General features: G+C 47.0%; 7 protein-coding genes and 3 pseudogenes. 5 read left to right on the top strand and 5 right to left on the bottom strand.

Going from position 1 to position 14,125, the window contains the following annotated elements:
• Nucleotides 1-289: 289 nt before the first annotated feature.
• Nucleotides 290-1,225 carry a LysR family transcriptional regulator gene (locus tag QUF18_RS17455; RefSeq protein ID WP_289388554.1) on the bottom strand — a complete coding sequence of 312 codons (936 nt, stop codon included), beginning with the start codon at nucleotides 1,223-1,225 and terminating at the stop codon, nucleotides 290-292.
• A gap of 172 nt (nucleotides 1,226-1,397) precedes the next feature.
• Here QUF18_RS17455 and QUF18_RS17450 point away from each other — a divergent pair, with 172 nt between their 5' ends.
• Nucleotides 1,398-2,936, top strand: a complete 1,539-nt coding sequence (locus QUF18_RS17450; RefSeq protein ID WP_289388553.1) for an MFS transporter — start codon at nucleotides 1,398-1,400, stop codon at nucleotides 2,934-2,936.
• Between the two features lie 57 nt (nucleotides 2,937-2,993).
• Here QUF18_RS17450 and QUF18_RS17445 read toward each other — a convergent pair.
• Nucleotides 2,994-4,261 (bottom strand): annotated as a pseudogene (locus QUF18_RS17445) (IS3 family transposase).
• Between the two features lie 57 nt (nucleotides 4,262-4,318).
• Nucleotides 4,319-4,744: a transposase gene (locus tag QUF18_RS17440; RefSeq protein ID WP_289388552.1), complete on the bottom strand. Its 426-nt coding sequence runs from the start codon at nucleotides 4,742-4,744 to the stop codon at nucleotides 4,319-4,321.
• Between the two features lie 756 nt (nucleotides 4,745-5,500).
• Here QUF18_RS17440 and QUF18_RS17435 point away from each other — a divergent pair.
• Together QUF18_RS17435 and QUF18_RS17430 are read left to right on the top strand one after the other, a co-directional pair.
• Entirely contained in the window at nucleotides 5,501-8,794 is a 3,294-nt protein-coding gene (locus tag QUF18_RS17435) for an autotransporter outer membrane beta-barrel domain-containing protein (protein ID WP_289388551.1), read from the top strand.
• A gap of 263 nt (nucleotides 8,795-9,057) precedes the next feature.
• Nucleotides 9,058-9,192, top strand: a complete 135-nt coding sequence (locus QUF18_RS17430) for a hypothetical protein (protein WP_289388550.1) — start codon at nucleotides 9,058-9,060, stop codon at nucleotides 9,190-9,192.
• A 223-nt stretch (nucleotides 9,193-9,415) separates the two neighbouring features.
• On the opposite strand, the gene QUF18_RS17425 is transcribed toward QUF18_RS17430, so the two are convergent.
• Nucleotides 9,416-10,165: a GntR family transcriptional regulator gene (locus QUF18_RS17425; protein WP_289388549.1), complete on the bottom strand. Its 750-nt coding sequence runs from the start codon at nucleotides 10,163-10,165 to the stop codon at nucleotides 9,416-9,418.
• A gap of 545 nt (nucleotides 10,166-10,710) precedes the next feature.
• Between QUF18_RS17425 and QUF18_RS17420 the strand changes: the two are divergent.
• Nucleotides 10,711-11,896: pseudogene (locus QUF18_RS17420) on the top strand (IS3 family transposase).
• 275 nt (nucleotides 11,897-12,171) lie between these two features.
• Nucleotides 12,172-12,492: a hypothetical protein gene (locus QUF18_RS17415; RefSeq protein WP_289388548.1), complete on the top strand. Its 321-nt coding sequence runs from the start codon at nucleotides 12,172-12,174 to the stop codon at nucleotides 12,490-12,492.
• 797 nt (nucleotides 12,493-13,289) lie between these two features.
• Here QUF18_RS17415 and QUF18_RS17410 read toward each other — a convergent pair.
• Nucleotides 13,290-14,048: pseudogene (locus QUF18_RS17410) on the bottom strand (IS5 family transposase).
• Nucleotides 14,049-14,125: the final 77 nt, after the last annotated feature.

Raw genomic sequence — 14,125 nt, 5'->3', positions numbered from 1 at the left:
TTCATACTTATCGCTTTAGGTGCCGGTGCATTTTTAATCTTGCCATCTTACGTCAATGCAATATTCTCCATGCAAATAACACTCATGTGGGTGAAATTATAGACTTTGAAGATTTGAAAAAGGATGGTCGTTTTAAGACCTAGAAGGTATGGTATTTTAAATATTGATACTAATATGCACTATTAGGTCATGATAAGAGCGCGTTATCCAAGATGGCATTCAATATCTAAATATCATCGGTATGAAGACGAAGAGTACACATGGCAAAAGGGCAATTTTGCCATATATTTCAGTTCTTTGGCGGAAATTTATTACTGCTATAGACGAATGACTGCTTTGAGTGCAAAATCAGATGTTTGGCCATAAAATCAACGAATGCCCGCACTCTGGGCAATAATAGCCTATTCGAAGGCCACAATATCCAGAAGGTACTGGACGCACCGGCCCATTCATTTAACACCGTCACAAGTTCTCCATGATCAATGGCCGTCCTAACCGCAAAGTCCGGAAGATAGGCGATACCGTGGCCCTGGATGGCCATATGCCGCAATGTCTCAAGGTGGTTGCTCGTCATGCTTGCCGCTGGGCGCAAGTCGGCGTCCTCATCATCGCGCCGCAAGCGCCATTTTTCCAGCAGGCCGGTACTTGGGACGCGATGCATTAGACAAGCATGCCGGGCGATGTCCTCAGGCCGCTCGGGCATGCCGTATTGCTCGAAATAGCGTGGCGCGCCGACGCAAACAAAATGGCTGATACCCAGACGTTTGCTCATCAGGCGGGAGTCGCTCAACTCTCCGGTGCGTACCACCGCATCGAAACCTTCATCCACGACATCCACAAGGCGGTCGCTGAAATCCAGATCAAGTTCGATCTGCGGATAGTGACTGACAAAGGCCGACAACACCGGCCACATCAATCCGCTGACCAGTGGCAAGCTCACCCGCAATCGGCCTTGCGGACTTGCTGTGGTGCTAGCCAGTTCATGCTCGGCCGCTGCGATCTCGGCGAGGATGCGCCGGCAGCGTTCGAGGAATAATGTGCCTTCTGCTGTTAGGCTCACACTGCGGGTACTGCGCTGAAACAGGCGCACGCCTAATTTCTGTTCTAGCCGCGCCACGCCCTTGCTGACCGCCGACGCAGAGATACCTAAATGCCGTCCCGCTGCCCCGAAGCTGCGCAATTCGGCCACCTGCACAAAGATCGTCATGCCGCTGAAGCTATCCATTGTTCCCTCAATTGATGACCAATCAGTCATGTCAATAATGAAAGTTGAGCTGTTTTTCTATCAGTAGTTCATTTGTATCATCAATTATTAAATAAGGTCGTCGCGGCACCGCCGCGACAGCCATGAATTCGAGGGCATCATGCATGGCCTCGTCAACATCAAGGGATACCCGATGAGCACCACTACCGCATCTGTGTCGGACGCGAAAATTTGCAAAGTCCCGCTGATTGTGACCGGCTGCCTGACAGCCGCTGTCATTCCATTGAGCATCGCCGGTCCCGCCGTCGTCGTGCCCTCGATCAATCAGGCTCTTGGTGGCAACGCGGTCGAGCTGACCTGGGTCATCAACGCCTATATCCTGACCTATGGCAGCGCGACACTGGCAGCGGGCAGTCTGGCTGACACTTATGGGCGCAAGCGGATCTGGCTGTCGGGCATGCTGATATTCGCTTTGATAACAGCGGCTATTCCCTTCATGCCTTCCGTGTTCTGGATCGACATCCTGCGGCTCATCCAGGGGCTTGGCGCGGCGGCAGCCTTTGCAGGCGCGATGGCTGCGCTGACACAAGAGTTCGACGGACACGCCCGCACGCGCGTATTCAGTCTGATCGGTACAACTTTCGGCGCTGGCGCGGCATTCGGTCCATTGCTGGCCGGACTGCTGATTGACACTCTGGGATGGCAATGGGTGTTCTTTCTGCCGGCGCTGGTCGCCTTGCTGGCATCCGCACTCATCTCAGTTTTTGCCCGCGAGACGCGCGACCCCGACGCCACGGGACTGGACTGGCTGGGCGCTATCAGCTTTACAACAGGTCTGGCCGTGCTGACCTATGGTATTATTCTTGCCCCTGAGCGTGGCTGGAACCATGTATGGGTATTGGCTTGCCTGATGAGCGCCACCGTGTTGCTGGTAGCCTTTGTCGTCATTGAGCGCCGACAGGCTAAACCCATGCTCGACCTGTCCCTGTTCGCCAATGCCCGGTTCGTCGGCGTACAGGTGCTGGCAATTGCGCCAGCCTATGCATACATCGTGCTGCTGGTCATGCTACCAGCCCGTTTCATCGGGATCGAAGGATACAGCGCACTGGCAGCCGGACAGATGATGATTGCACTGTCCGCGCCGCTGCTGGTGGTCCCTTTTATTGCCGGCCTACTGGCACGCTGGATCAATGTCGGTGTTCTGTCTGGCATTGGCCTCGCCATTGCGGCAGCCGGACTTGCCTGGTTGGGTTTGACGCTGTCCGGCGATGCGCAAAGCACACGTTTGCTGGCGATGCTGGTGATTGGTATTGGCATCGGCCTGCCATGGGGATTGATGGATGGTTTGGCCGTCAGTGTTGTTTCCAAGGAACGGGCGGGCATGGCTGCGGGAATCTTCAATGCGGTGCGGCTAGCTGGCGACGGGATGGCCATCGCCGTCGTGGGCGCTATGATGTCCGCCAACATCCTCTCCGGACTGGTGGCTTCAGTGCCGAATGGCGCATCAGGGCAAGTCGCAAATGCAAATCTGGTCGATGCGTCGAACCGGTTAGCGATGAGCGATCTAAACAATGCTCTGGTGCATTTGCCAACGGTTGGACGATCGCTGTTGTTGCAGGCATATGAAGACGCATTTCGTTTTCAGCTTCTTGTCTTGGCAGGTGCTGCGGCAGCGACAGCGATCCTGGTGCTCGTGCTTTTGGGCAGAATAAGCCTGTCTGTCGTCGAATGATTTGAGATTTTTCGGTCTTTGGACGATTGGAGTTTCCGGCTCTGTTTGCGTATTGATTTATGCCGCTTTGGCTTGGTGGTTCAAGCGGCGTTTTTTGATGGTATCTCGTTTGTTCCTTTCGCGTTCGAGCAGGGTTGTCTGGCCGCGTCCGAAGTAGACGTCACCCGGAGTGATATCGGCTATGCTTTTAATGCTCGACGAAGGCCGCAATCTGGGCTTCGAAGTCCTCCTGGAAGAAGTAGTTTTCCAAGAGGATGCGATTTTTGAGTGTCTGGTGCCAGTGTTCGATTTTCCCTTGCGTCTGCGGATGCCCGGGAGCACCATGGGCTTGCTCGATCTTGCATTTCTCCAGTCATTCACCAAGGTCGGAAGCGACTAACACGAACCATTGTCTGACAGCAGGCGGGGATGATGCTTGACCTTCATGGTGGTGCAAAGCTTCCAGGCGATGATATAGCGGGAATAGTCGTCTAGGATGGTCGATAGATAAAACCATCCCCAGCCGATGACCTTCAAATATGTAAAGTCGGTTTGCCACATCTCGTTCGGTCGCGAGGTTTTGTCTCTGAACTCGTCATTGGCCTTGATGACGATATAGGCTGGCGACGTGATCAGATCGTGGGCTTTGAGCAGACGATAGACCGAAGCCTCTGATACAAAATAACTTTCCGTATCGGTGAACTTCACCGCCCGTTCGCGCGGCGATAGGCCGGCATGATTGAGCGCCAGTGCGATAATACGATCTCGGATGTCGTCAGGAATGCGGTTCCATACCCGCGACGGTGCGGACGTCCGGTCTTCCAGCCCTTCGGCACCGTGGGCAAGGAACCTATTATACCATCGATAGAAGGTCGGTCTTGGAATATCCAGCTTGTCGAGGGTTTGTCTGGCTGACAAATGCGACTGTTCCACAAGCCGGATGATCTCAAGCATTTCGGTGGCGGGATATCTCATTCGTCGTCGCCCCCATCTCCGATCATGCTTTTTTTTGAGCAGGCGGTTTTCCAGCGTGACGTCGGCCAATACCTCCTTCAGGTCACGGCTTTCACGACGCAGTGTCTTAACCTCGTCGCTGATCGCCGAACGGGCAATATCGCCAGTAAGGCGTTTCTTGGCTGCTTCGAGGAATTCCTTCGACCAGCTATAATAAAGGCTCTCGGCAATCCCTTCGCGGCGACAAAGTGCAGCGATGCTGTCTTCGCCGCGAAGACCGTCCAGAACAATGCGGATTTTATTCTCTGCCGAATAATGCTTGCGCGTCGCACGCCGTATATCCTTGATCGTCTTATCGGCGGAAACCTTTACGGAACGGGTTTCTGTCTCATCTTTGCAGCCTTTGATTGAGCTATGATGAACCGAAAACCCTCTCTTCTCAATTAATCCTATTTGGTCTCGTGGGCGATGATGTCAGGCGCTCGGTTTTGACAACAGGTTTCCCTCTGATCTCGCAGGTCATCGTGTAACTTGCGGTATCCGTAAACCTTGCCTCTGTCATGCCAAGCATCTTTGATCAGTATTTTTCGGCGGATATCTTCATTTTGCTTGCCTAGCGAAGTTCGCGGTGGCTTTTTTAACATGTCGCGCTCCTCGGTGGCACGTGCAAGCTCTTGTTTCAAGCGCCTTATCTCTGACAATTGATCGTCCTGCGCAGCTGCTTTCTCAGGGGCGTTGTAGCACTTCATCCAGCTATAAAGTGAATGTGTGCTGACACCCAAGCGACGCGAAAAAACTGCTACGGAATAGCCGCGCTCAATAATCTGTTTAATAGCATCAAGTTTGAATTCGTCAGTGAAATTACCCTTACCCATCGTAAGCTCTTTGCCTCTTTTTTAAGTCACAAGGTGTCTATAAATTTAGGGGCTGTTCAAGCTGACATGACGCGAGAATTATCAGAAGGCTAGTGACAAGCTACTTGTCGATTTTGTCAGTAATCCTACGCGGTTGTTCGATCCTGCTCACGCCACGGAAATTCTTGTTCTTGGCATGATTGAGGGCTGGTTTGCTGCTGATAGAAAAGGTCGGTATCAACTCGACCGGTATATTACCTTACAGCATTACGATTTTGTTGAAGCTCGCAGGATTATCAACGTTAAGGACGTTGCCGGTCATTATGCACATGGGAAAAGGTAGGGTGGTAGTAATGGCTATGGATCCAAATGCAAATCTGGCGCAGCGTTTCAATGAACTGCCAGAGGAAGCGAGGAGTTTCTTTCTCAGCTTCGTGGCGATGATATTGAGACCCTGAAGGAGGGTCTTCGACTTGTTATTGCGATGCGTACTGTCAGCAGACTCATGAAGTCGATGATTGTCGCTGTCGCCGGTACGTTAATCGGTACAGTAATGCTGTATGAAGACATCCTCAAAGTACTCAATTGAATTGATTTTTTTAAATAAAATAAATTTATTAATACTCTTTTTGTAAAAATATATAGTTATCTTTAATTATTAATTTCCGTATAGAAAAATATAATAATAACTGATGTAGTTATAAGTATCAATGTTTTTATATAAATTTACAATTATATTTAAATAAATTTTATTTTGTATATTTATTCGAGGTTTTAATGAAAAAAATTAAATATAATATTAATAATGTTTATTTTTTTAATGGAGGGATTTGCAAAAATATTGCAATTTCGTCGATGTCTTTAATGTTGATGTTTTCTTTAAGTTTTGTGTCGCCCGCTTATGCATTTGATTATACTTGGGCTGGAGCAGTTGATGAAGACTTTTCAAAAGCTGGAAATTATCGCCCATCTGTAGGGCTTGATAACCTCACGGATGGTGATCGAATAATTTTGTCTTGGGTTGATGGATCAATAACAAATCTACCGCAGATGAGTGGTGGGTTTTTTTCAACAAAGGGTCATTTGCATGTCGGATTAACTGGTCAGAGTGGTTCTCTGAGCGTAGTCAATGGCGGACAAATAGACCTTCTGACTCCTGATGTTAATCCTATTGCTTTTACTATTGGTGATGGTGCTGGTGCAAGCGGGACTGTCACGATTAATGGGGCGGGTTCTAAGCTCTCTTCATATGGACTTGAGATGGGGAAGACGGGCAGCGCAACTCTTAATGTTACTGATGGTGGTACGCTGCTCCTTAAATCTCATGAGGCGACAGCTCTCATCATCGGTGAGGATGGCAGTCCTGAAGCTGAAGTTATTGTTGATGGTGTAGGTTCTAATATTTCTGGAGATAATATAAATAACGATCTAATGGTAATTCTTCACTCTGGTCAGATTACAGTAAAAAATGGTGGGCTTATCAACAATTTATCACTCGAATTAGGTAGTGGCATTGTCAACGTTGTTGGAGCTGGTGCTCAGTGGATAGGAGATGTGGCAGCTATTGAGTCAGGAAAAGTGACTGCACATGTTGGTTTTCAGTCAGCAATAACCAGTCAGCGTGGCGCCGCAGTTGTAAATATTCTGAACGGCGGGAAAATGAATAGTTCAGTGTTGGTTATGGGGGAGATGAATGAATCAATTGTTAATATTGATGGCGATAATTCACATTGGGAAATAAAAGTAAACGTTGACGTATCGGCAAGCAACAATCAGTCTAATGTCAATCTTAGCAATGGCGGTACGATTACAAGTTCTGATCTATATATTGGTGGGGCGTACAACACTCACGTGCATAAAACAGATCAGATTGGAGAAGTGACAATTGACGGATCTGGATCTGGTTGGAGTGTGCGATCAGATTCCGGCATCCCTGATACAAATACGGGTCCATTAAATGGCATTGTTATCATTGGGAAAGATAATAATGCTCAAGGTACTCTAATATTACGAAATGGTGGGTTCCTAAGAGTTGAAGATGTAATTATTATTGCTCAAGATACTGATACAATAGGTGTTTTAAACATTGGCGCGGGGCAGGGTAATACGGCAGAGTTTTCTGGTGAACTGGTTGCAAAGGCAATCAATTTTGGTGCAGGAACCGGTGTTATTAATTTTAATCATACAGATAATAATTATATATTTGCACAATCTGTAAACGGTAATGGTGCTGTCAACCAGATCAATGGAAAAACTCTTCTGACCGGGCATAGCTCTTATACTGGTGTAACCACAATAGCCGCCGGATCTACCTTGCAGCTCGGTAATGGTGGTGAGACGGGGAGCATCACCAGTGATGTAACCAATGCCGGCAGTTTCATCTTCAATCGCTCCAATGATTTGAACTATGTCGGCAAGATCAGCGGAGACGGTGTCTTTGAGCAGATCGGCACTGGCAAAGCCGTGCTTGGCGGTGATAGCAGTGGCTTTGCCGGCAGCAGTTTTGTGCGCTCGGGTATCTTGGCGGTTGATGGGCAACTCGGTGGCACGATGGATGTTGTTGCCGGACGTTTGCAGGGGATCGGCACGGTTGGTTCCACCACCCATGAGGCTGGTGCTACAATTGCACCGGGCAATGGCGGTTTTGAAACTCTGACCATCAGCGGTGATTATATCGGCAAAGGTGGCACGGTTGAGATTGTAACCGTGTTAGGCGATGATAACTCACAAACCAGCCGCTTGGCTATTGCGGGCGGCACATCTGGCACCGGTAATGTTCATATCACGAACCGTGACGGACTTGGTACCTACACATCCGAAGGGATCCGAATTATCAGTGTCGGTGGCATCTCAGATGCCACTTTTACATTGGTTGGTAATGGCGTGACTAAAGATGGTCAGCCGGCAGTGGTTAAGGGTGCTTATTCCTATACATTAGAGAAAAACGGCATAGCCAATCCGAATGATGGTGCGTGGTATCTGCGCTCGCAATTAAAGAACAAAGAGCCGTCATGTGAGGATACAGGCACATGCCCGCCTGAGACGCCGCAGTACAATCCGGGCACACCAGTCTATGAAGGCTATGGGCAGACCATGCAGGCGCTCAACAAGCTGCCAACCCTGCAGCAACGTGTCGGCAACCGCTACTGGAGTGGAGCGTCCAATCCGGTGATTGAGCAAGGTGCTGATGCAATAGGTACACCGCTTGTGCATGCCGATGCGACTATTGATACCCGTGGCATCTGGGGGCGGATTGAAGGGGCACATAATCGCTTTGAATCCAGCCGTTCCACCACGGCCATGAAGCAGGATGTCGATACCTTTATCATGCAGGCCGGTGTTGACGGGCAGCTTTATGAAGGCGAAACCGGCAAACTCATCGGTGGTATCACCGGCCAATATGGCAAGGCGAATTCCAAAATCACTTCCGATCATGGTGATGGTAAAATCGATACCCATGGCTGGGGTCTTGGCGGCACGCTGACATGGTATGATGATAATGGTTTCTATGCTGACGCTCAGGCGCAAGCTATGTGGTATGACAGTGATCTCAACTCAACCACCGCCAATCAATCGCTGATCAACGACAATAAGGGCTTCGGCTATGGTCTGAGCCTTGAAGCTGGCAAACAAGTCGATTTGGATGCCAACTGGTCGTTGACACCACAGGCACAGATGGTGTGGTCATCAGTAAAGTTCGACACATTCAATGATGCATGGGGGGCATCTGTCTCCAATCGTAATGGTGATAGTCTCAATGCCCGGCTTGGTCTCTCTGCGGATTACCGAAATGCTTGGGCAGCGAGCCGCGGCATGATCGCGCGTTCCCATCTCTATGGCATTGTTAATCTCTATCAGGAGTTTATGAGCGGCAACAAAGTCACGGTTGCTGACGTGGATTTCAGAAATGATAATGACAAGACATGGGGCGGGATTGGGGCAGGCGGTACCTATGCATGGGCGGATGATAAATATGCACTCTATGGTGAGGGTTCGCTCAACACCAGCCTCAGCAATTTTGCTGGTAGCTATGCCGTCAAAGGCACAGTCGGCTTCAGGGTTAGATGGTAAACTGTACTCGTTAAATAGGGCCGGAAAATCGGTTCTTAAATGATAATGCAACCAGCACCGTGCGCAAATGCAAGGTGCTGGTTGATTAAAGTTCTGCCTTAAACTTGTACCTGGTGCGTTTAATATGACTGCTGTATCCAAGCTATCCCAACACTTATAATCACGCACCGCCCTTGAGGCAGTTTTTTTGTCATTCAAAGGAACCATCATGAATATGAACATTGGCGATACCCGCTTCTTGATCGATGCGGGGTGCGCGACCAGTGCGAGCAATTGCGCAGGGGCAGAAGGTCAATTTTAGGCCGGAAACAGCGGTCTATCTGGCTGGGAATGATACACAGGCTGGCAAAGGCATTGCCGGTCATAACGCCTATGGGAAAAAGGCGGGGTGCTGGTGATGAAAGATTAAGTTGTTGAATGGGCAGCAACGGCTATAGCAACAGGAGTATTGGCAAATCCCCTATGGCTACCGCATCTTGAAAAGGCTCTTTTGATTGGCTTATCCAGCTTAGGCATTGTTTGGTAAACGCTGCAGATGTTTTATACAGTTAAGAATGGAAGATAATTTTAAGTAAGCGCGTTAATCGTCCATTCCTGGGATTTACATAAGCGGAAATATAATTAGATTAAATGTTGATATGATTTTTGTATTTCATTGTATTCGAATGTGAATAGCTCAGTACATTTTTCTATTAAGCATGTAATGCGCTCGATATCGCGATTTAAGGCTGCGTTCTTGATTTCTGTATAGATATCAATTGTATATAATGATCGCAATGATGAGGATCTTAATGCTGCAAAGGAAAATTCATGCGATACGCCTTCTGGCCTCATCTTGAATAATGCTCGGCCTTGACGCCTGACATGTTCAGTCAACTGTACGTGAAATCGAAATAACCAAGGAGATTTGTGAGCGGATAGTAATGCCTCAGTAAAAGCATCATGTGCTCGTAGCCAGCTATCATAGTCATCATTTAGTGACGTAGCTTCTTTTGAAAATAAATAATGATTAGCGACTATTTGGGCTTCCCATTTTTCATCACCAAATTGTATGGATTCTTTTATTAATCGCAGTTTTATTAAATTTCTTGAACTATATACCTCTAAAAATTCATTAAGTGATGTGGAGGCTGTATAGTAACCTTTGTTAGGAAATAATACAACCAAGTAATCTTTTTCAAGACGAGACAATGCCTCTCGTATAGGTGTCGTTCCAAAGGAGTAATGTTCCTGTAGCCATCCTATTTTTAATGGATAATTCGGGGCAATTCTAACGTTTAATATATCATCTTTTAAAGTATTATATACTTTATCAACTTTAGAAATTATATCGCTTCTCAAAACTTGCCTCTTAGGAGAATGTGTACTCATTGGATTTTCTATCGCATAGTTTATTTTTTGTCAGTTGACTGTAATAAAGAACAATATTTTTATAATTTAATCAGTGTTTTAGATGATAGAAATTACTGCATTTCCTTAGCTGCCTACCATAGTGCTGAGGTTCACATATCTAGTTCTTCCAGTTCAGTCAGCATAACCGGCGTAGATTTTGGGTGGGTAAGAACAATAGCTGAATTGAATTCATTGGTTAGGAATGCAAGCAGAGTATGATTTTATTGACCATCTGATTGTTTTCTGACACCAATTCTCTCAATTATCTGACTGCGTATAAAATAGCGATTCATTTGCCAATACAGTAGTTTTTTCTTGTTTCCGGATCAAGCGCCTGCGCGTGAAGTAGCCGGAACGAGTGAACAGTTGAGTTTGGCTAAACACCCGGCATGTGAGGAGCAACTGCAACTCGGTCTCTGAGGCCGGCAGGATAATTATAAAGCACCTTATCCGGTGCCGCTTTTGCGAGGGATGATGGTGTGGAAGCATCTGTCAGAGAATTCCTGATAAAATAGGGCTTGCTTATGGGGGGGGCTTTTTCCCTCTGTCTTATATTTACGGATGATCTTAAGAAAGAAGCGGTTCGGCTTGCTGGAACAAGCGGTCGGACGCTTCCGCAGATTGCCAAAGACCTTGGTGTTGGCTTTCAAGTCTATCGCACTGGAAACAGCAATTTCATGATGCTGATCTTTTAGGCACTCCACACGAAGGTGTGAGCAAAGAATTAGCCCGCTTGCGTAAGGAGAATGAAATCCTTCGACAGGAACGCGAGATATTAAAGCACGCCGCAACTTTTTTCGCGAAAATTGAGGAGGATAAGAAAACGATCCAGGGAATCGTTTTCCCGACGAACAATCGATGAAGTTTAAGGTCTTTGACGAGGGGAAAAAAACTCCCCGTATACCGGCTCTGCTCGGTTCTTGGCGTGAGTGAAAGTGGCTATTTTGCTTGGCGTGACCGTCCCTCGACAAAACAGGGACATGATCTTATTGGCCCACATCCGCGCACAGTTCACTACATCCAATGAAAATTATGGTAGCCCGCGCATGCATGTTGAACTCAATAAAGCCAGCCTTGATGTTGGCCGCCATCGTATTGCAAGACTGATGAGGGATAACGGACTGGAAGCATTGCAAAAACGGCGATGTAAGAAAACCACAGATAGTAATCATGGCGCTCTGGTGGCCCCCAATCTTCTCGATCAGGACTTCGCCTGTGACGGTCTGGATCAGAAATGGGGTGTTGATATTAGCTATATATGGATATCGGAAGGCTGGCTCTATTTGGCTATCGTGCTGGACTTATTCTCCAGATGCATTGTTGGATGGGCGACGAGTGAGAGGCTCAAAATAGATCTAGCGTTGACAGCTTTAAGCAGGGCAATTGCTTCTTCGAAGACCACCTCCTGGTTTGAACCACCATTCGGATCGCGGCAGTCAATATTGCTCACATGACTATCAAACGTTATTAGTTAAGCACAACATCCTCATATCAATGAGCGGTAAAGGTAATAGTTATGGCAATGCCATGGTGGAAACTGTGTTTAAAACCATCAAATCTGAGATGGTATGGTGTACAGTCTTTCAAACGCGCATCAGTGCTGAAAAAGCACTTGGCCGAAACATCAATGGCTTTTATAATCCAATACGGCAACATTCCTCACTCGGATATAAATCGCCAATAGGATTTGAGACAATCCCGCCTGCATAGAGTGAAACTCTCTCCACTGAATTAGGGCAAGACCACGCAAAGTCGATAACCAAAAGGTGGAGGGCGTGCAGTCGTGTAATGCTTTCAACCGTATGCGCGCGCATACGCTCGAACTGCGTCTGCTAAACAGAGTCAACAGCATTAACAGGATATCAAATACCGGAAACGTGCTAATCTCGCCTCTATGCAGCAAAACCTTGAAGAACCCCATATCGATATCCCAAGGGGCGAGGAAAACAATAAGGCACCCGAAAAATCACTTCCGAAAGAATGCCATGGATATTAAAAACTTAAACATAACCGGTTTATATCTAACGGCGATTCATGCTGTGTCAGTTTATCGAGATAAATATGCATGCGTATTATTGTCATTTGAAAATAATTCCTCAATAACACTAATTACGAATGAATTTGATATCAATGGTGGAGAGATTTATGAAATAGTTTTAACCGAAAATTTTAATAAAAATCTATGGAAATTTAAAAAATATTTAGCCAAAATCAAAAAATACACATGCAAGGCATTATTCGCCGCGACGAGTGGTATGAAAAAATTATTGATGCTGATTGCCTTGGCGAAAACCCACGGTCTTTGAATTTTAAGAAGCCAAGTGCAGTTACAAAAAACAGCAAAAATATAAAAACTGTTAACTGTGGATATATTATAAAGACTGATGATTGTGACATATTGATCGTAACATCAGATTATCCTGGATGTTTAGAAATAACCACCGACAGAAATGAAATCGATGATTACCTTGAAACGGCTGAGGTAAATTATACTAATAATTAATTATAGTTCAACCTATGATAACGCATAGACCCGCAATAATGGGTGTATTTAATCAACTTAGCTGAGGTTGTCAGGTTCTAATTGTTCTTATTATTTGAGGCTGAGAGCAAATTTCTGAGATGAATGGGCAATGATGCACATTATATGAGTTGTATAAAGAACCTGCATCCTGATGGGTTTGGTGGAGCTGTTCGTGGCATCTTTTACCCGTGCGCCAGCCGCCATCACATTTGTTTCGAAATATGCCTTCCAGCGAAGTGAGTGTTGTGGCTTAAGCGACATTAGCCCTCATTAGGGAGATAAGGTCATGATTGATCATCGTCGTTCCCTGCTTTGTCCGCGACCATCTGAACGAGATGCTGAGATGTGCTTTCGCCTCTGAACAGATTTTTAACTGTCAACATGAGTTGGTTCTCTTCAGAAGCCGGATTACTGTGATCCCAAGTCAGGGATACGTCGCTTTCATATTTAAAATCCTGAAAAGTATAATTCCTTGAGCGTTATCACTCAGATCCATGCAAAACGAGAATAGCATGTTTGTGTCCATCGTTCAGAGGGTGTTTTGCTGTACCGGCAGCCCAGTCACGCTAGGGCATAGACTCATAAACTTTGACACCAAATTCTTGTTGCGATGATTTTTACTGCAGCGATATAGTTCTCTGGGCACTTGTCGTAGCGCGTTGCGATGCCTCGAAACTGCTTGATTTTGTTGAAGAACCGTTCGACGAGGTTACGCTGCTTGTAAACCCAGCTTGAAAAAGCAAAGGAACCCTTACGGTTTGCTTTGGGTGGAATATTGGCCCATGCTTTGCATCTGGCGGCCTTGGCCCGCCGTCAGTATCATAGCCCTTATCTGCTAGCAGCGTATCACCGTCGCTAAGGCCGTCTGTCAGTGCATCAGCTTGTGTGCAATCAGCTACTTGCCCACCTGTCAGACGCAGCGTTACCGGTCGGCCTTCGGCGTCGACAAACGCATGGATTTTACTCGTAAGCCACCGCGGGAACGTCCCATGCTACCATCATTTCCATCCTCTTTTTTCCCGTGGCTCCATGCTGGTGAACACGGGCACAGGTGGTGTCAATCATGATGATGTCCCCATCGTAAGCCTCTGAGACGGCGTGAAAAAGCCGATCCCATACCCCAGCCTTACGCCAGCGGACAAAGCGATTATAGCAGGTGGTCGGAGGACCATACCGCTCCGGAATTTCCGCCCATGTTGAACCAGTTCGAAAACGCCAAAGAATTCCATTTAATACTAGACGATCATCAACGCGGGCAACACCGCGTGGCTTATTGGGCAATAAAGGGGATATGATTGACCATTCATGGTCCGTAAGTTCGTAACGACGGCGTGTCATCTAAGGCTCCATAATTCAACGAAAGTGAACCATAAGCGCCTCAATTTTCAAAATTATTTTATGAGTTTACGTCCTAG

Source organism: Pseudochrobactrum kiredjianiae, from assembly GCF_030362795.1.
GTDB classification, from domain to species: domain Bacteria; phylum Pseudomonadota; class Alphaproteobacteria; order Rhizobiales; family Rhizobiaceae; genus Pseudochrobactrum; species Pseudochrobactrum kiredjianiae.
This window is presented reverse-complemented; position numbering and strand designations above follow the sequence as displayed.